This is a genomic window from Streptococcus sp. 2020WUSS084, from assembly GCF_044427445.1.
Classification (GTDB): Bacteria; Bacillota; Bacilli; order Lactobacillales; family Streptococcaceae; genus Streptococcus; species Streptococcus suis.
Window position 1 is genome coordinate 70278 of the sequence record NZ_JAOTGC010000006.1, and the last position, 20682, is coordinate 90959.

Below are 20682 nucleotides of genomic sequence, written 5' to 3' on the forward strand. Positions count from 1 at the left end.
ATAGGATTTCATAAAGGAGGTCTAGGATGAAAAAAGTAATGAAGATCATTGTCGGCATTTTGTTAGTAATCGGGATTGGAATAGGAGGAATTGGATACATGCAACACAAGGAACATGAAAAGATGGTCGCTATTGCTACTAGTGAAGAGGCGAAAAAGGTTTATGAGGATTTCATGAAAAAGAGAGATCCTGATGCCTTTGAACAAGATGGAGTCATTCAATCTTATGAAATTGACACGAACAGTTTAAAATACAATCCTATGGGCGGGTTGATGGTAGACGTATATCTTAATGGTAAACAGAACATATACATCAGTTATAATTTAATTGATAATGGGGACGGAACATACCATTCTGCTTATTATATAGGCTCCCCAGATCTGCTAGAATTTTTAAATGAGGAATATCAATGACTAAAAAATACATAAACGAACCTCGACTTCAGATTGGCATGACTCAGTACAATCAGTATATGATTCAAGGAGCACCTGTTTGGACTCAAAACGGTTCCTTTGTCGGCACAGTCACCCTCGACTTCGACAATGAAAATGGCAATGGTGAACAGGTTTATGCTGTTGTAAAAGATCCAAATTTGCCCAAAGACCAAGTGTTGGAAGTTACGGTTCTCTTTCGAGGCTCGACTGGACCAAATGAAGTGTTGTCAAAACCTGCAGATGTGTGGAATGACTGGGTTGAAAACGATCTTTTTTTAGGTTTGCGCGTCTTTGCCCAAGATCATCCGAACTATACCCAGAACCATGACCATGCGAGTGGACAATTAAAAGCATCTTCGGAAGCTCTAAATACAATAATGGCTACCTACCCAAATGCAAAAGTCAATCTGTACGGCCACTCCCTAGGTTCGATGGATGTACAGTACGCCATTGCTAATTTATCTGACACCGACATTAACCGTTTAGAGAGCGCGTATATCTATAACGGGCCTAATATATACGGCATCCTAGACGACCAACAGAAAGCACGGGTCGACTCCGTCAAAGGGCTGATTCATAATTATGCAGATCCCAAAGACCCTGTCAGTATGGTTGGGCGTGACCTAGACAAAGGAAGTTTAGATTCCGTTGGGATGGTCCACTTCGTGGAAAGTAAGGATATCGATCTTGGCAATCAGCACATGACCTATGGCTATCAGTTAGACTCTTCTGACAATATTAAGGTCCTACAGACTTCTTCCACTGAGGGGGTAAATGCGATCATCATTGAAATAAGTCGTTTCCAACAAATGAAACAAACCCTATCCCGTGGTGGCTTCAGTTCGCGTGAAACCATCTATCTGGACAGCGAACAAGCCCGCATCCTGGCTCAAGGACTGGTTAAGATTGCGGAAACCACTCACCAAACACTCGAAAAAGAGACCACTTCCACCCTTACAGAAGTAAATGAAGTCTATAGTAGCTTAGGAAATGTCCCTTTTGGCTTCATTTTGAGTCCTGATGAAGTGAGACAGGCCTACAGCAGTGCAGGTGTTGACTATCATAGCCTGGTAGGAGATAGCACCAATCAAGTCGAGAAGTTTATCACTCGCTCCAATCAACTCAAGCAGGACTTAGTAGATTTAGAAAGTCAAATCCAAGCAGGGATCGAGCAGAAAGTAACGGAAGACCAGACATTAGCACAGAGGATACAAGAATGGACCAGTACGATAAATTAAAGACAGAGTTAATGAAGAAAGAGTGGGAATGGGAGGATATTGAGAACCAACAACGAAAAGCTCAAAAAGAACTACAAGAACACTATGAAAATGTTGAAGAAACCACTCGAATATTGACTCGAATGTTGGAAGAAAAGTATCAAGAAGTTCTGTTTGAATTGCGACAAGTCGGAGATGAGACAGGAGACTTGCACCAGTTACTCAACAATGGCATGTCCGAATGGCATACCGCAATCGATCAAGAGCGATACAGCTCCATTCACCGATTGGATCAGAAACAAGAGGACTTGGATACCTACTACAAAAACCAGTACCGAAAAATGCAAGATCAGATTGACGAAATTTATACAAAATATCGAGAATAGAAGGGAGAGCCAATGCATCAACTTTATCAAATGTTGCAAGATTTATATACCAAAGCTGACCAGATAGACTACGCGACGATTAATGCTATAGAGAAAGAAATTGAACGTTGGCTGATTTGCTCTATCTATGCTCCACTCAAACTGCGAGAAAAGAATGCAATTTTAAAACAACACAAGAAGAAAGTTCAAACAATTGGAAATGATGGAGAAAATTCCGTAAAATTGATTGCAAACAGTTTTGATACAAGTATAAAAGGCGAGTTTTCAAAAAAGGTACAACAAGTTGTGAAAGAAAAGGCAGAATCTTATCTAGAATTAGGGAATGCAGATTGATACTCAATATGCGGTCAATTTATATAGGATGAATAAAGAGATTTTTATGATTATCAGAAAATATCAAACCAGTGATGAAAAAGGCTGGGTTTACTGTAAGGCACTCAGCTACCTCTTCTCTCCATTCTTTGATGATAGAGAAACAGAGAAGCCCGAACTAATGACAGACGTTTATGATCATCGTGTGGAATGGGTGGCTGAAGTAGACGGACAAATTGTTGGTCTAATCGACATCGATATTTACACTGAGGAGTGCAGCCAGTCTTATATTTACGCACCAAGTAAGCGATCAGCTTATTTTACTAACCTAGCAGTCCACCCTGATTTTCAAGGGCAGGGCATTGCCCAGGCGCTTTTTGAAAAAGCAGAGCAGGAGTTGAGAGAGCAAGGTGTAGAGAAACTAGCCATCTTTACTCGTGAGGATGATGCAGCCAACCATTTATATCAGAAATGGGGTGGTGAGGTAGTCTGTTCGGATTATCTAGTGGTCGGAGCGCCACAAGATGTTCCAACCTTCCGCTTTGGAATTGATTTAGAGCGAGGCAGATTGTCCTTTTCAGATATGGAAGGTCAGCCAGTTCCCTACTATTTGAGAGAAGGTGTTTATGTAGTCAGCGAAGAAGCTGGCTTGGATCTCTTTGACATAGAAGATGTCTACCAAGAATTAACCTATGTGGTGGAATTGACGGAAAAAAGTTGAAGTTTTTCAACTTTTTTCTTTTTTTGTAAATGAATCTGGTACGTGATTCCCCCTCGTCCTCCTGCGGTCTAGTTTAGCTATACCCATTTTTTTACAACTGAAATTCTTATAGGTACGTTTATCTCATGCTTCATCCCGTAGCAAAAATTCGCTTTCTGTTTTTTTTTGGTGTAGAATGATAGTAGAAAAACAGAAACGGAGAAAATTATGGTTCAAGTTATTACAGATGCAAACTTTGAAGTTGAAACACAAGAAGGCGTAGTCCTTGTAGATTTTTGGGCACCATGGTGTGGTCCATGCCGTATGCAAGCACCGATCTTGGAACAATTAGCAGACGAAGTGGACGAAGATGAATTGCGTATTTACAAGATGGATGTTGATGAGAATCCAAACACAGCTCGTCAGTTTGGTATCATGTCTATCCCAACTCTTTTGTTCAAAAAAGATGGACAGGTTGTGAAACAAGTTGCTGGTGTCCACACGAAAAATCAAATCAAAGCTATCTTGGCAGAGATTGGTTAATTGAAAATGAAAGCAAGTGGTGATTGACTACTTGTTTTTTCACAACTGTGAGTCATAAAAAGATATCAGATTGTGAAGGTTGGCACAAGATGTTATAATAACCTTATCATTGTCATTTTAGAAAGGTTAGATATGTCAACTATTAGTTACAAACCATTGAATCTCTATCGTCAGTTTAAAACAGCAGCTCAAGAGTTTCCAAATGTTGCCATTTATTTTGACCAACCCTACGCATCCTTCCCTGAATTAGGATTGGAAAATACTTATCAAACAGTTTTTGAGGCTATTCAAAAAAGAGCTGCTCAATTTGCAGCAGCAGGTATTGGCTATGGGGACAAGGTGGTTCTGTATAAGAGCCCAGCTTTCGACACCTATTTGTTAGCAGTAGCGGTAACGGCATTGGGTGCTGTTCCTGTTATGATTTCCTACCATTTGCCATCTTCGAATTTAGATGTGTTTGCGGAGCGATTGGAAAAGTCTTTCATTGTCTACGACCAAGCAACGGAAGAACGTGTAGCAGGAATGACTCGAACTAATCTGGTCACAAAGGTATTTTTACCCCAAGTCCTAGTGCAAGAAACAGATACATTTGAAGAAAAGCTCCTGCCGGAAGATGTCATTCAATACATGACTCATACTTCAGGGACGACAGGTGTTCCAAAACTAATCTGTCATACAGCACAGACCATGGGCTGGCGAGTAGCTTGGCAACAAACTATTTTTGACAAGATGACGGAGAGAGGCTTGTTGGCCTTCCATATCTCTCCTGTTCATTCACGCTATAATATCGGCGTGTCGTCGGCGATTGGGCTAGGATTCCCCCTCTACCCGCTTTCTTCTGCAAGAAAAGATGATGTTGAACGGGCGCTTGCTCTTCACCGTCCAAGTGCTCTGGAAACCCATCCGAATAACTTTGTCCAATGGGCAAGATTGGCCAAGGAAAAACCAGAGGTCTTTAGTAGCATTCGTTATTACCATTCAACCTTTGATGCTATCAATATTGGTACGCTTCGCGCCTTCTTGGAGGCTTCTAAAGAGCAAAATCCAGTCTTTATGCAGGTTTATGGTCAAAGTGAATGTGGTCCAATGATTTTACGTTACCATCGCTTGGAAAATCTAGGAACAGTTAGCGGACGAGATATGGGGATTGGTCTGGAAGGTTACACAGAAGCACGCATCACAGATGCCCAAGGGAATCCTCTCCCAGCTGGAGAAAACGGACATATCCAGTTCCTGTCAAAAGGCCGTGCTGTGACTTACTACAAAGAAGATGCCCGCTTCCAAGATAATGTGTACGGTACTTGGTGGGATAGTGGTGACTACGGCTGCATGACTCCAGAGGGTACGCTTCTTCTAAAAGACCGTCAGGTTGACCTCATTGAGCACATCGACAGCAACCTTGCCTTGGAAGATTTATTGCTGGATAAATTGGACTTTTTATCAGAAGTCGTGATTATCCGCGATGTCAATGGAGCACCGCAGCCGATTATCGCTCTGGCAGAAGATGCTGAGATGAACTGGGAAGCTTGGTGGGCCATGGTTGCAGACCTACCACTATTGAAAGAGCCCATCTTGATGGCTTATGACGACATTCCACGTACTGCGACTATGAAGGTTCAACGCCTCAAAATGGAAGCAGAAATGAAAGAAAAAAATCTGTAAGAGTGACGAAACCACGCTTGCAGATAAGAAGGAGTTCACATGAAAGAAATTTATCTAGCAGGCGGTTGTTTCTGGGGAATGGAAGGCTACTTTTCCCAGATCGATGGTATTCTTGACACCAGCGTTGGCTATGCCAATGGACAGGTGGAGACGACCAATTATCAACTCCTCAAACAAACAGACCACGCAGAGACGCTCTATCTAGCCTATGATGAGACTCGTATCAATTTGCGGGAAATCCTCCTCTACTATTTCCGCGTCATTGACCCCTTCTCTGTCAATCAGCAGGGACCTGACAAAGGTCGCCAGTATCGGACTGGTATCTATTACACAGATGAGGCAGATTTGCCGACCATCGAGCAGGTCATGATGGAGCAGTCCCAGCTCTTTGGCGGACGCCCCCTAGCCGTTGAAGTGGAGCCACTCGCACATTACATCCCCGCTGAAGATTACCATCAGGATTATCTCAAGAAAAATCCCCAAGGGTACTGCCATATCGATCTTGGGCAGGCAAAGATCCCTCTGATTGATGTTGCAGACTACCAAAAGCCAGACCAGCAAGTCTTAAAAGACAGCTTGACCGACCTCCAGTATCAAGTCACTCAAGAAGCTGCGACGGAAAGACCCTTCGAAAATGAGTTTTGGAATAGTGACCAAGCTGGCATCTACGTCGATATTACGACTGGTGAGCCCCTCTTTCTCTCAACAGACAAATTCGACTCAGGCTGCGGCTGGCCCTCCTTTACCAAACCAATCAGCAAGGAAGTTGCGACTTATTTCCAAGATAAGTCCCACGGCATGAACCGTATTGAAGTCCGCAGTCGGGCTGGTCATGCTCATTTAGGTCATGTCTTTGATGACGGACCGCGTGACAAGGGTGGATTACGTTACTGTATCAACTCAGCAGCCCTTCGTTTCATACCGAGAGAGGAAATGGAAGAAGCAGGATATGGCCTGTTTTTGGAGTTGCTTAAATAAATTTATGAGCGCAGAAAGTCTATTCGCAAAGAATAGGCTTTTTGTGTATTAAAATTGTATGTTCAGAAAGATGATTTTGATATAATAATCTGTATAGAGATTTTTCTTAAGGGACATATATGGAAAGGCTATGAAAATGATTCTTAGTAAACGTTTTAAAAATAGAAGAAAGGAACTTGGCTTTACTCAAAAGGAACTTGCAGAGGGAATTTGTGAGCAGAGTTTGATTAGTCGAGTTGAAAAATTAGGAGTTGCTCCTACATCGGATATATTATTTGCCTTATCACAACGCTTACAGGTGTCTATGGACTATTTTTTTGATGAAAGTGTATCAGATAAAGCGCCTGATATTACGGTATTTAAACGATTGGTGGACAAAGCTTTGTTCACTCGTTCCTATGATCAACTGGCTTATCTTGTAGAGGCAGAGAAGCAGAAAGAAGCTGTTCATTCGCAGGAAAGCAGTGAATATTTAACTTATCTGGCTTGTATAGTGGACTTTCATCATTATCATAAGGAGGATATTGCAATTGGATGTATGGAAGAACTTAGTCGTCGAATCAGTAAGACATCTAGTTTTTATCTTGATGTATACAATAGCTTGGTTAATTTTTATGCCTTGACTTCTCGAGACGAGGCTTTAGATAGTTTGTATGAGGGGATTTCAGAAAAGCTTAGCCACTTGGATATATCAAACACAGAGAGTTTTCATAAGTATATCAAGATTCGCTACAATCAAGCTCACTATCTTTTTAAAAGGAAGAGGCAGTCACAGGCAATTGATGAATTGACAGATCTAATTGAAACATTGCGAGATAAGAAGAGTTGTTATCTTTTAGCAGATACGCTTTGTTTAATCGCAAATGTTGGAGAGGGATTTCTATCAAAAGATGAAATTCTCTCCTACTATCGAGAAGCAGAACACCTTTTCAAATTTTTTGGTCCGCAAAATAGTTACCTCAGCTTGAAAGAATATCTATCGAAAGATATTTAATAACCAAGTATAGATTTTTTATAAAAATAATTAAAATTGGTTGAAAATCAACTGTTAATATGTTAAGATAAAATAAAAAAGCTATATCAACGAATGTTTGAAAACATGTTGATTTTGGTTACGGGTTCTAATGATAGGGAGGTGGTGGAGTCCACCTCCTTTCTGTACAAATGGGGTTCGTTATGAAAAAAGTATTTACTTATTTATCTACTTTTAGCGTCTGTCTCTTCTGTATATGGTTAGTGAGTCTGCAACTTGATTCTTTAGTTTATCATTACTATCCATCGGTTTCCATATTAAGTCGAGGGGAAGAAGTGACCTATGAAGAAGTGTCGGATGCCCTGACAAATTTAGCAGAAAAGGAAAATAGTCTAATTGCTAAGACAATAACAGAAACAGATGATAGTGGGCGAACTACTACCAGTTATGATGTTTTTGGGAAGGGGGAGCTTCCACAGGGCTTGGTCAAAGCGGATAGGTTAGTAGCTAGTCAGGCCAACTTAGCTGAAAATTACTATGTTGTAAAAGGGAATCTGGACATCAAAGTGGTAGAAAACGTCTTACAGTCACTGGGATTGGTGGATAGCTATATTTATAGACCGACCCTATTAAACAGTTTAAGTCTATTTCTTGGTAGGGGAGCTCCGAGCTTAGGCCTTATTATCTTTATACTCACCAATCTTGCATTGACAGTAGTTGGGCAGATTGTCTACTTGCGGTCGGCAGGTATAGAGATGCTTTCAGGGGTGAGGAGTTGGCAGATTGCTAGTCGTTTTTTAAGAGTGGATGGAAGAGATATAGCATTGGCTACAGGAGGAGCGCTTGTTTTTGGATTAATTGCTATTTTAATTTTGGGTTGGGCAATGGTATATTATCGTTTTGTAGCAATCGGTATCGCCTTTTATGCTTGTTTGCTTTTTTTCCTATCTTTATCGACAAGTATTGGATTCATGATTGCATTAAACATTTCTCAGTTACAAAAGCTAATTAAGGGAGCTTTGCCTCTCAAGGCGATTTTTGCTATTTTACTAGTAGGTCAGTGTTTAGCGGTTTGCATCATCTCTATTGGTGCTAGTCGAACGTTGACATATGTTGGAGTTCTCCATACACTAACGATAGGAGAAAAGGCTTGGCAAGAAAGACAAGATGTTTTTAGTCTGTCTTTGAATCGTGAAGCATTCATAGCTGATGAAGCGATGGCCCAGCAACAAAGAATGGCTTGGTCTCGTGTAATTTTGGAATCATATGCGAAAAATAATGTAATGTTAGTCCAGCACCATTTACGGCATAACACAATAAAAGAACATACCATCATTGAATCCAGCAAGGAAATTCCTCTAGAAAGGGTGTTGTATGTGACGCCGAATTATATACAATCAGAAGGTGGCCTGTACGATTTCAATCAGCTGGAAGAGATAAAGCAATTAGGTAAAGGAGAAATTGCATTATTATTACCAAAGAGTTTGCAAAATGATGCGAGTGTTTACCAAGCGTATTTTGAGGACATGGTAGGAAAATTGCTTGCGGATGGAGAAAGATCTATAAGTTTGCATTCAAACGTTTATTACATTTCAGACGAGAAGCGATGGTTCATTTACAATCATACTCCGATAAATTATGAGCAATTTTTACAGGCTCCGTTGATTGTTGTTCTATCACCTGAAAGTTTTGAAGAAACGTCCTATTTTTGGGAAAATGCGTTACCAGATTTTGTATTTTTCAAAGATAAAGAGATGCTGGAACAACTGTTGGACAAATACAATTTACAAAACACAATAGGTAGCTTGTTATCTAGCAAGCAACATTACAACACCCTGAGAAAAAATGTTCAACTTGAAATTCTTATGACCCTATCTCCGACAATCCTTGGAATATTCACTTCCATACTATTGTTCAATACGATGAATCTTCTATACTTTGAGACCTTCAAAAGAGAAATAGCTATCAAGCGGATAGCAGGGATGCGTTTTATCGAATTGCATGGTTCTTATCTAGGAGAACAAGTCGGCTCCGCTCTTATTGGGATGGGTTTGGCAATGTTTATGACAAAGTCAGTTATTGTTAGCCTAGGAGTAGTTGTGGCTTTGTTGATAAATAGTTGGATGTTACTGAACAATCAAGCGAAGAGGGAAGAAAAAATCCAGTTGAGTGTATTAAATGGCAGATAGTTAATGAGGTGAAGTTAGAATGAAAGGAAAATTTGTACTTGTATCGACTATCATTCTAGCCGTCTTTATGATTTGGTTGGGGGTCAGCCAAAAGGAGACTATGCTAGTTCATTATTATCCTTCTGTGACTACCTTGTCGGTATCTGAGGACGTGACTTACTCAGATGTACGACAGCGATTAGAAGACTATTCTCAACAGACGGATAGTGTCATTGCCAGACGAGTGATTGAGCCAAGTAAATCAGGTGGACGTACCTTTTCTTATGATAATTTTAGTCAATCTCCCCTACCAAGAGGACTAGAGGAATTTCAGGAATCAGAAAAGGTGGAGTCTGCACTTTTAACCAAGTATTTTATTTTCCAAGGGAAAGCGACGGTAGAGGAGCTTCGGTCTCTTCTTGTTTCGCTTGGATTTGATGAAGTTCAGATTCGGAAGCCTTCGACTATTGCTACTTTACTAGCATTTCTGACACAAGGTGGTCAATTCTTAGCCGTACTAGTCTTTCTTATTACCTATATGGCTTTGGTCGTGATTGCTAATGTAAGGCAGTTGCGTACAGCAGGTATCCGTTTGATTGCAGGAGATTCACGTTGGCATTTATTTCTACTATCTCTACAGGAAAATGCGAAAGAGATAGCTCTAACTATCCCATTTGCGGTTCTTCCAGCAGTTGGACTGGCCTACCTCATTGGATTAGATGGCTATGCTGTCTACTATCTGGTCGCAGCCTTGGTGGGCTATCATTTCTTGCTTGGTTTGATTGTCCTTTTTTTCGCAGCTACATTTACCTTGGCCATTCGAACCTATCACTTTTTACCCTTGTTAAAAGGGAAGATGCCCCTGCAAGGGATCCTGACCATTATGGTTATGGTACAAATGCTGGCTCTACTGGTGGTGTCATTTGGGGTGGCTCAAACCGTCTATTATTCAGGGATTTGGCAGGAATATCAAGCAGGTGCCCAGCAGTGGGAGAATGAAGGGGATTACTATAGTTTAGCTTGGAATATTTCTGCGGATGGTCGCTCAGGACTAAATTCGCCTGAAAATTGGTATCCTTTACTAAGGCAAGCTTTGGAGGAAGACGGCGCACTCTTTGTCAAAAGTAATTTGAATGCCTATTTAATGGGCTCCCAACTGGAAGATGGGACACGCCTTGACAGCTACCATCCAGCTGGAAACACCCTCTACGTTAGTCCAAATTATTTGCAGATACAGGATGTAAACTTAGCAGAAGGAGAAGTAGCGCTCCCTTTACAAGAAGGAGAATTTCAACTTCTGTTGCCTGAAAAATTGCGCCCTGAAAGCGATACTTATCTCCATCTTTACCAAGATTATATCAATCGTATGGTTAGACCTGCTAATCAAGCACGCTCAGCTACCATTAAGGGAAAAGTTGCCTATTTAAAAGATGGGCAGAAGCAGTTTATCTACAATCATCGTTCTGGTCAACATGTACAATACCTGACAGACCCTATTTTAGTTGTGCTGGCACCGTCAAGTCTGGGAAAAGAATCTGCCGACTTTTGGTTGAATGAAGTAGATAGCAGTATTTTATTTAAAAACAGAGATAAACTTTTGCGCGAATTGAAGGCAAGAAATCTGTTTCAGTTTGTCAATGAAGTTAAAAGTAGTTCCTCCCTCTTTACGGAACTTTTAGATCGTATTCGGATAGAGACCATTTCAACATCTATGGGTGCCATTTTAGGGATTGTGACATCAATTGTCCTGTTTAATACCATGAATCTTCTATACTTTGAAGAATTTAAACGTGAGATTTTCATCAAGGAAATTGCAGGGATGGATTTTTGGGGCATTCATCAGAAATACCTAACGGTTCAGCTACTGACCCTTTTATTAGCTTTGGGAGCGAGCATAGTAGTAACAGGTCACATTTTTATAAGTAGCATCAGTTTTGCCTTGTTCATGGTCAATGCCCTCTACTTATTGAGGTGGCAGGCGAGGAAAAAAGGAGTTTGGAATATCCGTATTTTGAAAGGAGCCTAGTATGTTTTCTATCCAATCAATTCAAAAGAAATTTGGGAAGCGCAGCTTGTTTTCTGATGTAACGCTAGACTTACAGGCTGGAAAGGTCTATGCCTTGATAGGTGCCAGTGGTAGCGGAAAAACGACCTTTCTGAATATTTTAGCCAAGTTGGAGTCCTATGATGCAGGTGACATTCTCTACAAGGGAAAGGATTTGAAAAAGTTGAAGCCCCATCTCTTTTTTAGGGAGGAATTAGGCTATCTCTTTCAGAATTTTGGTCTTTTAGAAAGTCAGACAATCAGAGAAAATCTGGATTTGGGACTGATTGGTCAGAAATTGTCCAAAGACGAAAGGAAATCGAGGCAGGAAGCGGCACTTGATGCAGTGGGGCTGTCTTATCTGAACCTGTCCCAGCCTATCTATGAACTCTCAGGAGGGGAAGCCCAGCGAGTAGCTCTTGCTAAAGTCATCCTGAAAAATCCTCCATTGATTTTAGCAGATGAGCCGACGGCTGCCTTGGATCCTAAGAGCTCCCAAGAAATTATGGATATTTTGTTATCCTTGAAGAGCCCAGATCGGTTAATTGTGATTGCGACCCATAATCCTTTGATTTGGGAGCGAGCAGACCTTATCATAAAAATGGAAGATTTGTAAAAATTCATACTCTTCGAAAATCAAAATTATCCGTTGTCAACTTACCTTGATGAACTCCAGTTCTATCTTCGGCTTCGTTTCCTAGGCTACTTTTGATTTTCATTGAGTATCAGAAAATATTCTTGATTTTTTCGTGAAATTAGATTAAAATAAAACTAGATAAAACTGAATAACCGGTTGATATTGGGTAGAAGGGAAACTAACTGTTCAATGGACGGAACTCTGGAGAGACCATTTTGGCACCGAAGGGGCAAGGTAGTACTGCTTGGAAAAGTAGAGCTACTGAAACTCTCAGGTAAAAGGACAGAGCGTTGAAAAATAGGCTTTTTCTGTATTTTTCACGTTGATTCTAGAGGTTGAAGTGTTCAGCCTCTTTTTGTTTTTCCGGCAGCTTTATCGGATTAGAAACGCTTAGGAGGAACTATGTTAGAACTATTTAAGGCTATCAACAATCTTGTTTGGGGACCGCCCCTCTTGTTACTATTGGTCGGAACGGGTGTTTATTTCACCCTTCGTTTGGGAGTATTTCAGATTGGCAAATTGCCGACGGCTTTTCGTCTGATTTTCTCCAGCGACCAGTCTGGTCAGGGAGATGTGTCCAGCTTTGCGGCCCTTTGTACAGCTTTGGCAGCGACAGTTGGTACAGGAAATATTGTCGGAGTTGCGACAGCTATTACTACAGGTGGTCCTGGGGCTCTTTTTTGGATGTGGGTTGCGGCCTTTTTCGGGATGGCAACCAAGTATGCGGAAGGATTTTTAGCGATTAAATACCGAACCAAGGATGCCAATGGGCAAGCAGCTGGTGGACCTATGCATTATATCACCTTGGGGATGGGGCAAAAGTGGAAGCCTTTGGCAATTTTCTTTGCTATTTCAGGTGTTTTAGTGGCTCTCTTGGGAATGGGGACATTTTCACAGGTTAATTCGATTGCCTCTTCTATGTCTGCTAGCTTTGGACTAGCTCCCCAGTTGGTCAGCATTGTGACAGCTATTTCAATTGCTTTCTTTATCTTTGGGGGAATTGAAAAAATCTCGGATGTTTCAACCAAAATCGTTCCTTTCATGGCGATTTTATACATTTTGGCAAGTTTGATAGTCTTGGTAGTACACTGGAATGAACTGCTGCCGACACTTGGTTTGGTTCTGAAATCTGCCTTCTCACCTGCAGCAGCAGTAGGTGGCTTTGTAGGGGCAACTGTAAAAGAAGCAATCCAACGTGGTATTGCGCGTGGAGTGTTTTCAAATGAATCTGGTCTAGGTTCGGCGCCTATTGCTGCTGCGGCAGCCAAGTCTGATAATCCAGTTGAGCAGGGCTTGATTTCTATGACGGGTACCTTTATCGATACGATTATTATCTGTACCTTAACAGGTTTGACAATCTTGGTGACAGGTCAGTGGTCTGTCGAAGGATTGGAAGGAGCTCCTCTGACACAGGCAGCTTTTGCAACAGTTTTTGGCAATACAGGATCTATTGCCTTGACGATTAGTTTGGTACTTTTTGCTTTTACAACTATTCTTGGATGGTCTTACTATGGTGAACGCTGTATTGAGTTTCTATTTGGGACCAAGTCTATCTTGCCTTACCGTCTGGTCTTTGTAACCATGGTTGCTCTTGGTGGCTTCCTCAAGCTGGACTTGATTTGGACCATCGCAGATATTGTGAACGGGCTCATGGCACTACCAAACTTGATCGCCTTACTAGCTCTCTCTCCTGTTATCATCAAGGAGACACGCCAGTATTTTGCAAAGAAGAAATAAGATAAAAGTCAGCCACTTGGCTGTCTTTTTGTTCTTTTAAGATGTTTTCTGCTATAATTATCTCATGAATGATTTTATTACCAAGTATTTGTCTCAATTTAATATTGAGGCCATTGTGACAGCAGGTCTAAATAAGGTTTTATCGCTTGTTTTACTCTTTGTTGCATTTTACATTATCAAGAAGATAGCCAAAGCTTCTGTGAAAAAGGTTTTGGTTCCCTCTCTAAAGGTATCTACCCAAGACATTGGTCGTCAGAAGACCATCAGTCGTCTGGTGGAAAGCATCCTAAATTACCTACTCTACTTTATCCTTATCTACTGTATTTTGAGTATCCTCGGTTTACCGGTATCCAGTCTTCTTGCAGGAGCCGGGATTGCTGGGGTAGCTGTTGGGCTGGGCGCACAAGGTTTTCTCTCAGACTTGGTCAATGGATTCTTTATCTTAATTGAACGACAGTTTGACGTCGGAGATGTGGTTAAGTTAACCAACGGGCCCATTACCATTTCAGGAACCATCGTTAGCATGGGAATCCGAACAACACAAGTACGTGATGCAGATGGGACATTGCATTTTATTCCCAATCGCAACATTCTAGTGGTGTCCAATCAGTCAAGAGGGGACATGCGTGCTCAAATCGATATTCCGCTCAAATTTAATACCGATTTGGAACAAGTCTATCGCGTAATAGAAGAGGTCAATTTGAGAGAAATCAGTAATTTTGACCAGATTACAGGTGTGACTGTATTAGGTCCCCAAAACGCTATTTCGGGACAGTTTGTATTTCGTGTTAATCTTTTCGTAGCCAACGGTCAACAGAACAAGATCTATCATCAATTCTTTGGTTTTTATCAAGATGCTCTGCGTCAAGCAGGAATAGATTTACCTTCAAGTGGGCCAACTGTTTTAAAATAAGGAGTTTATTATGCAAACAAAAGATTTTGTCGTTGAAAATGGGCAGATGTATTATAAGAAGAAACCCTTGCACAAACAGCCTCTCTTTTGGACAACCATTGCTGGTGCCATTCTCTCCTTCATCCTAGGAGTAACCTGTTTTATTTTTATGATCGGTCTAAGCGCAGCAAATTTTGATAATTGGGATACAGGTAGTGACGGATACATTGATGAGACTGTGGAATACACGGAGTATCAAGTTGGTGACTCAGTTGATTTTTCTGATGGTCTTCATGTGACAGTAACGTCTATGGGCAAAGACGATAGCGTAGAACTAGTAGATAGCTACTATAGCACAGCTTATGTTGTTGAAATGGAAGTTGAAAATTCGACCGCAAAAGAGCTCTATTTTGATGAATACTATTTCAGTCTCATGGACCCCGTTAGTCAGATTCCCTTTTCCCTGGATTTACGGACCTACGATGTGAATCTAGTCGAAAAGTTGAAGCCAGGAGAGAAAGTACAAGTAAAACTTATCTACGGTATAGATAATGAAACAAACTTTGGTTTTACCTACGAAGATGCCATGTGGACGGAATTAGTCGCAGAAGGTATCTAATCGCTGTAGAAAAAGTTTTAAATACTGCACAATTTTGCGGGTTTATAACGCCCCTTGATTCAGATTGTTCGACTTGATAATCGGCCTATCTGTTATTTTTACATTTTAAAAAGGAGAACATGTTTATCCACTGGTCTCCTCTTTTTTTAACGAAAAACACCCCCAAAATTAGCACGTCAATTTTGGGGGCGTTTTTATTATAGTTTAGTAAACTAAAAGTAAGCTTATACCAAACCTTGGGCAATCATGCTATCCGCAATTTGTTCAAAGGCTGCGATGTTAGCACCTGCAAGGTAGTCTGTACCAAGGTCGTATTTTTCAGCAGTTTCTTTGGCTGTGTTGAAGATGTTGGCCATGATGTCTTTGAGACGTCCATCCACTTCTTCACGAGTCCATGACAAGCGAAGGCTGTTTTGGCTCATTTCAAGGGCAGATACGGCTACACCACCAGCATTGGCTGCTTTTGCAAGGCCGTAAAGAACGCCATTTTCTTTGTAAACTTTGATAGCATCAAGGTCAGATGGCATGTTGGCACCTTCAGCCACACAGTAAACGCCATTTTTCACAAGGGCAGCAGCTTGCTCGCCGTTGATTTCGTTTTGAGTCGCACATGGAAGGGCAATGTCAGCCTTGCCATCGTAGTTCCATACAGAACCTTCGAAGTACTTAGCAGTTGCTTTTTCTGCAGCGTATTCTGTCAAACGAGCGCGGCGTTTTTCTTTGATGTCCACCAAGAGGTCAAAGTCGATACCAGTTTCGTCAATGATGTAACCATTTGAGTCTGACACAGAGATGACTTTTGCACCGAGTTCAGTCGCTTTTTGAACGGCATACTGGGCAACGTTACCAGAACCAGAGATAAGGACAGTTTGGTCTTTGAAGGATTTACCGTTTGCTGCCAACATGTTGTCAGTGAAGTAAACCAAACCGTAACCAGTTGCTTCTGGGCGGATCAATGAACCACCGAAGCCAAGAGGTTTACCAGTTAAGACACCTGCATCAAACTGGCGGAGGCGTTTGTATTGACCGTACATGTAACCAATCTCACGACCACCGACACCGATGTCACCAGCAGGGACGTCAAGTGAAGGTCCGATGTGTTTTTGCAATTCAGTCATGAAGCTTTGGCAGAAGCGCATGATTTCAGCATCAGTTTTTCCTTTAGGATCAAAGTCTGAACCACCTTTACCACCGCCGATTGGAAGACCAGTCAAGACGTTTTTGAAGATTTGTTCAAAACCGAGGAACTTCAAGATGGATTGGTTTACAGTTGGGTGGAAGCGAAGACCGCCTTTGTAAGGACCTACAGCTGAGTTGAACTGAACACGGTAGCCACGGTTGACTTGGACATTTCCATCTTTATCTGTCCATGGAACACGGAAGCTGATGATACGCTCAGGCTCAACGATACGGGCCAAGATGTTTTCTTCGATGTATTCTGGGTGTGCTTCAAAAACAGGCTCAAGTGTAGAGAAGAGCTCTTCTACAGCTTGGAGGAATTCTGTTTCATGTGGGTTGCGGGCTTTGACTGCTTCAAAAGAAGCTTGGATGTAAGCTTTGGCATTTGACATGGGATCACCTGATTTCTTTTTTATTTATTAAATTATCTGACAATTTAATTTATCTGATAATTATTATAGCACCATGATTTTTAAATGTAAAGAAGAAAATGTAAGAATTTTAAAAAAATTAATAAATTTTTATTGCAAAATCCGAACGTTAGTAGTAAATGGAGGAAATCCGTTTGTTTCTTATGATATAATCGAGAAAGAACAACCAATATGGAGGATAATATGGTTTCAACAGCAACGACACTCGGTGGATTTACCTTTGATAATTGTTTGATGAATGCGGCAGGGGTTTGGTGCATGACCAAGGGAGAATTGGATGCGGTTAAGAACTCGAAAGCAGGTACTTTTGTGACAAAAACAGCAACCTTGGACTACCGCGCGGGTAATCCAGAACCACGTTATCAGAATGTTCCGCTTGGTTCTATCAATTCGATGGGCTTGCCAAATCAGGGCTTGGCTTACTATTTGGATTATCTACTAGAATTGCAGGAAACGGAGCCAGAACGCACATTTGTTTTATCTTTAGTTGGAATGTCGCCTAATGAGACTCACGAGATTTTGAGAACTGTAGAAGCCAGTGATTTTAAGGGGGTGACAGAGTTAAATCTTTCTTGTCCCAATATCCCTGGAAAACCGCAGATTGCCTATGATTTTGAAACGACAGAAACCATCTTGCAGGAGGTCTTCACTTACTTTACCAAACCACTCGGTATTAAGTTGCCACCTTATTTCGATATCGTGCATTTTGACCAAGCAGCAACGATTTTCAACCAGTTTCCTTTGAAGTTTGTCAACTGTGTCAATTCGATTGGAAATGGTCTCTATATCAAGGATGAGTCAGTTGTCATCAAGCCTAAAAATGGTTTTGGTGGTATCGGTGGAGAGTATATCAAGCCGACTGCTCTTGCCAATGTCCACGCTTTTTACCAGCGCTTGAAACCGGAGATTCAGATTGTTGGGACTGGTGGCGTCTTGACAGGTCGGGATGCCTTCGAACACATTCTCTGTGGTGCCAGCATGGTTCAAGTTGGAACAACCCTGCAAAAGGAAGGTGTGGCAGCCTTTGAACGCATTACGGCTGAATTGCAGGCCATCATGGCTGAAAAAGGCTACGAGACCATTGAGGATTTTCGTGGCAAGCTACAGCACTTAGATGATTAAAATCATCTGTTGAAGACATAAAAAGAAGCTAACATTGTACCGTTCTCCCAGATAGTCTTTTAGGGAGTTAGGAAGGGATAATGTTAGCTCTTTTTAAATGGTCTGTGAAAATCGACCTGATAATCGTTTGAGGAATGGAATACATAGTCGGAAACATATATTTGTGAGACGGAATTCTGATTTTATTTAGATTTTTTAGCAAAAATGTCGTATACTAATATTAGAACCTCTATTTATAAGTGATGTACTTTTATGGCAGAAATAGTTTTTTGAGGGACTACTGACTGTATTTTGAACAAAGGTTCTTAAGTAGGGAGTATGAGGGTAAATGTATGGAGAAAAGGGCGAACTCTATTCGCAGAAAACGATATGCGTCCTATCGGACAAAGATGCATTTGTTTTTTATTTGTGGCTTAGCGACTATTATATTGGCGATTATTATTGTAAGCGAGCACCTAGTTCCTAGGCTGAATCAGGCATCAGAATCAATGCGCTCAGATAATTCTGTTCGCATCATGGCCCACGGAGATTTACTCTATCACTTGCCTATTCTTCGAGGAGCAGAACAGCCAGATGGAAGTTACGATTTTTCTGAGAATTTTACCTACGTAAAGCCCTGGATAGAACAGGCTGATTTCGCTATCGCAGACTTTGAAGGGACCATTTCCCCAGATGTCGAATTAGCAGGTTACCCACTTTTTAATGCGCCTGCCATTGTCGCCAACAATATCCATGATGCAGGCTACGATTTGGTGGACTTAGCCCACAATCATATTTTGGACTCACATCTTTCTGGATTGGTTTCCACTGTCAATACATTTAGAGATGCAGGTGTGGATACAGTCGGTGTCTACGCTGAAGGCAATCGGGCAACTGCACCACTCTACATTCGGGAAGTCAATGGTATCCGTATAGCGGTTTTAGCCTATGCTTACGGTTTCAATGGGATGGAGGCTTTGCTGAGTCAGGAGGAATATGATGCCTATTTATCGGATTTTGATAAAGAAAAGATGCAGGCAGAGATTGAGCGAGCTGAGAAAGAGGCAGATATTACCATCGTCATGCCTCAGACGGGTGTGGAATATCAGTTGGAGCCTACGGAGGAACAGACCAGTTTGTACCATCAAATGATTGATTGGGGAGCAGACATCGTTCTTGGTGGGCATCCGCATGTAGTCGAGCCCGCAGAGATTATTGAAAAAGATGGTCAGAGAAAATTGATTATCTATTCGATGGGGAATTTCCTGTCCAATCAGCGTATTGAAAGCATGGATGATACACCAAATTCCCAATGGACCGAGCGGGGTGTCTTGATGGATATAAGGATTCAGAAAGAGAATGGGCAGACAAGTATTCGGACAGCCCAAGCGCATCCAACCTGGGTGAATCGTATCTCTCAGGGAACGTATTCACTGGATGGTTATGAGCGTTTTAGCTATCAGACCTATGTATTGGAAGACTGGGTCGCTGGTGGTCGATACTATGGACAATTGGATCTAGATACGCAGGCGCGTGTGGATACAGCCTATCAAGAAATGAAAGACTTTGTCAATTTGGTATGGTGAGGAGAGAGAAGATGACAGTTCGATTAATTGCAATAGAAGTAAGAGTTCGGTAATTGATACAACAGAATATAGAGAAAGCCTTGGAAGTAGTTGTTTCCAAGGCTTTTTATCTATCCTCAGCAGTAGATGGGTCAAAGGGAGAGGTTGAAGGGAAGGATGACTTCTCATTGAGACACCCTTGATTTGTAAATCGTTAAATTTTAGAGAAATATTCCCCTTATTTTTTATTTACCAGTTTATCAAAATGGCTAGTATAGTGTAATTTTAACTTGTCTTCTCCTAAAAGATCGAGCACTTGTATGGCTTGTTTCATTTTTTCAATTCCTTTACCTGATCGCTTAAATTCAAAGTAGCCAGTAGCATAAAGAAAAACAGTTTGTTCATAAAAGTTTAGTTCATTGTCTAATAATTTTTTTATCTCACTAATCAAATAGGAACAATTTGAAAATTTTTCCATATCTATGCTAAGAATGAAACAATTTATAGCTAGCTGAGTAACGATTCGCTTATTGGTTTTATTTAATGAAGAATAGATGTAATTATGTAGCATTTCTTTTGTTAATAGGAAGTAGGAGTCGTAATTAATTGTTCGCACACAGTTACCTAATAAAATGATTTCATAGTAACCCCAGTTTTCAATTTTAAAGAGATAGTCTGTTAGTTGAAGCAACTCTTCATCTGATGGAACAATGTTACTGTCTAGTGTATGTAGAATGGACTTTACCATAGTTCTCACATACGGATTTAAATTATATTTTGAAGAGTTTGAAAGTAATGAGGCTATATTATCTATATTTTGCGATGAATATTGTTTACGAATATACTGCATTAATTTAGCAAATGATTCTGTGTTGGTATAATCACTATCATGAAGAATAAGAAATTCATCTAGAGAAATGTTTAATTTGTCTAAAATATTGATAAGTCGAACACAAGATATTTCTGACTCTCCACGTTCAAAACGAGATATTTGTGATTTAGAAAGATGCTCATCTGCTAGAGAACATAGACTGATTTGTTTTCCTTGTCTTACTTTTCTCAAAGTTTTTCCAAGATGTAATTTCATCTGATTTCCCACTTTCC

General features: G+C 40.9%; 20 protein-coding genes and 1 riboswitch. Of the genes, 17 read left to right on the forward strand and 3 right to left on the reverse strand.

Translation table 11 applies throughout. The features are described 5' to 3' along the window. Positions 1-26 precede the first annotated feature (26 nt). From ODU50_RS05005 to trxA, 6 genes are all read left to right on the forward strand, one after another. A complete protein-coding gene (locus ODU50_RS05005) occupies positions 27-413 on the forward strand; it encodes a DUF1310 family protein (protein ID WP_029172292.1) in 387 nt (128 codons plus the stop codon). Continuing rightward, entirely contained in the window at positions 410-1672 is a 1263-nt protein-coding gene (locus ODU50_RS05010) for an alpha/beta fold hydrolase (RefSeq protein ID WP_061756262.1), read from the forward strand. Before ODU50_RS05005 ends, ODU50_RS05010 begins: the two co-directional genes overlap by 4 nt. Further along, complete coding sequence (locus ODU50_RS05015) at positions 1651-2037, forward strand: hypothetical protein (RefSeq protein WP_024413256.1); 387 nt, start codon at positions 1651-1653, stop codon at positions 2035-2037. The genes ODU50_RS05010 and ODU50_RS05015 overlap by 22 nt, the downstream gene beginning before the upstream one ends. 12 nt (positions 2038-2049) lie before the next feature. Beyond that, on the forward strand, positions 2050-2370 hold the full coding sequence (locus ODU50_RS05020) for a hypothetical protein (RefSeq protein ID WP_105153243.1): 321 nt from the start codon (positions 2050-2052) through the stop codon (positions 2368-2370). Positions 2371-2416: 46 nt separating this feature from the next. Next, positions 2417-3070, forward strand: a complete 654-nt coding sequence (locus ODU50_RS05025; protein ID WP_105153242.1) for a GNAT family N-acetyltransferase — start codon at positions 2417-2419, stop codon at positions 3068-3070. A 207-nt stretch (positions 3071-3277) separates the two neighbouring features. After that, entirely contained in the window at positions 3278-3592 is a 315-nt protein-coding gene (trxA, locus tag ODU50_RS05030) for a thioredoxin (RefSeq protein ID WP_002935923.1), read from the forward strand. A 92-nt stretch (positions 3593-3684) separates the two neighbouring features. Here the strand turns inward: trxA and ODU50_RS05035 are convergent, their stop codons facing one another. After that, complete coding sequence (locus tag ODU50_RS05035) at positions 3685-3735, reverse strand: hypothetical protein (protein ID WP_353735889.1); 51 nt, start codon at positions 3733-3735, stop codon at positions 3685-3687. Here ODU50_RS05035 and ODU50_RS05040 point away from each other — a divergent pair. From ODU50_RS05040 to ODU50_RS05080, 9 genes are all read left to right on the forward strand, one after another. Continuing rightward, positions 3725-5254, forward strand: coding sequence for an AMP-binding protein (locus ODU50_RS05040; protein ID WP_029171673.1), 1530 nt, complete (start codon positions 3725-3727; stop codon positions 5252-5254). The genes ODU50_RS05035 and ODU50_RS05040 overlap by 11 nt on opposite strands. Before the next feature lie 39 nt (positions 5255-5293). Continuing rightward, positions 5294-6232, forward strand: a complete 939-nt coding sequence (gene msrB, locus ODU50_RS05045) for a peptide-methionine (R)-S-oxide reductase MsrB (RefSeq protein WP_029171674.1) — start codon at positions 5294-5296, stop codon at positions 6230-6232. Positions 6233-6368: 136 nt separating this feature from the next. After that, positions 6369-7226: a helix-turn-helix domain-containing protein gene (locus tag ODU50_RS05050; protein WP_032501579.1), complete on the forward strand. Its 858-nt coding sequence runs from the start codon at positions 6369-6371 to the stop codon at positions 7224-7226. Positions 7227-7408: 182 nt separating this feature from the next. Continuing rightward, positions 7409-9394 (forward strand): DUF1430 domain-containing protein, encoded by a 1986-nt coding sequence (locus ODU50_RS05055; RefSeq protein WP_203181245.1) that lies wholly within the window; start codon positions 7409-7411, stop codon positions 9392-9394. A gap of 19 nt (positions 9395-9413) precedes the next feature. After that, complete coding sequence (locus ODU50_RS05060; protein ID WP_398581343.1) at positions 9414-11399, forward strand: DUF1430 domain-containing protein; 1986 nt, start codon at positions 9414-9416, stop codon at positions 11397-11399. A 1-nt stretch (position 11400) separates the two neighbouring features. Next, entirely contained in the window at positions 11401-12033 is a 633-nt protein-coding gene (locus ODU50_RS05065) for an ABC transporter ATP-binding protein (protein ID WP_024383124.1), read from the forward strand. 212 nt (positions 12034-12245) lie between these two features. Next, positions 12246-12350: riboswitch (glycine riboswitch) on the forward strand. A gap of 106 nt (positions 12351-12456) precedes the next feature. Then, positions 12457-13791: a sodium:alanine symporter family protein gene (locus tag ODU50_RS05070; RefSeq protein ID WP_044673722.1), complete on the forward strand. Its 1335-nt coding sequence runs from the start codon at positions 12457-12459 to the stop codon at positions 13789-13791. Between the two features lie 64 nt (positions 13792-13855). Next, the gene (locus ODU50_RS05075; RefSeq protein ID WP_002937530.1) at positions 13856-14704 is read left to right on the forward strand and encodes a mechanosensitive ion channel family protein; all 849 of its coding nucleotides are present in this window, start codon (positions 13856-13858) and stop codon (positions 14702-14704) included. A gap of 10 nt (positions 14705-14714) precedes the next feature. Then, positions 14715-15302 (forward strand): DUF4352 domain-containing protein, encoded by a 588-nt coding sequence (locus tag ODU50_RS05080; RefSeq protein WP_172013556.1) that lies wholly within the window; start codon positions 14715-14717, stop codon positions 15300-15302. Positions 15303-15526: 224 nt separating this feature from the next. On the opposite strand, the gene gdhA is transcribed toward ODU50_RS05080, so the two are convergent. Continuing rightward, complete coding sequence (gene gdhA / locus ODU50_RS05085) at positions 15527-16873, reverse strand: NADP-specific glutamate dehydrogenase (protein ID WP_014636785.1); 1347 nt, start codon at positions 16871-16873, stop codon at positions 15527-15529. 222 nt (positions 16874-17095) lie between these two features. Here gdhA and ODU50_RS05090 point away from each other — a divergent pair, with 222 nt between their 5' ends. Then, positions 17096-18034, forward strand: a complete 939-nt coding sequence (locus ODU50_RS05090; RefSeq protein WP_105153238.1) for a dihydroorotate oxidase — start codon at positions 17096-17098, stop codon at positions 18032-18034. A 332-nt stretch (positions 18035-18366) separates the two neighbouring features. Continuing rightward, on the forward strand, positions 18367-19599 hold the full coding sequence (locus tag ODU50_RS05095; protein WP_105153237.1) for a CapA family protein: 1233 nt from the start codon (positions 18367-18369) through the stop codon (positions 19597-19599). 217 nt (positions 19600-19816) lie between these two features. Here the strand turns inward: ODU50_RS05095 and ODU50_RS05100 are convergent, their stop codons facing one another. Beyond that, positions 19817-20665 (reverse strand): helix-turn-helix domain-containing protein, encoded by an 849-nt coding sequence (locus tag ODU50_RS05100; RefSeq protein ID WP_029943134.1) that lies wholly within the window; start codon positions 20663-20665, stop codon positions 19817-19819. Positions 20666-20682: the final 17 nt, after the last annotated feature.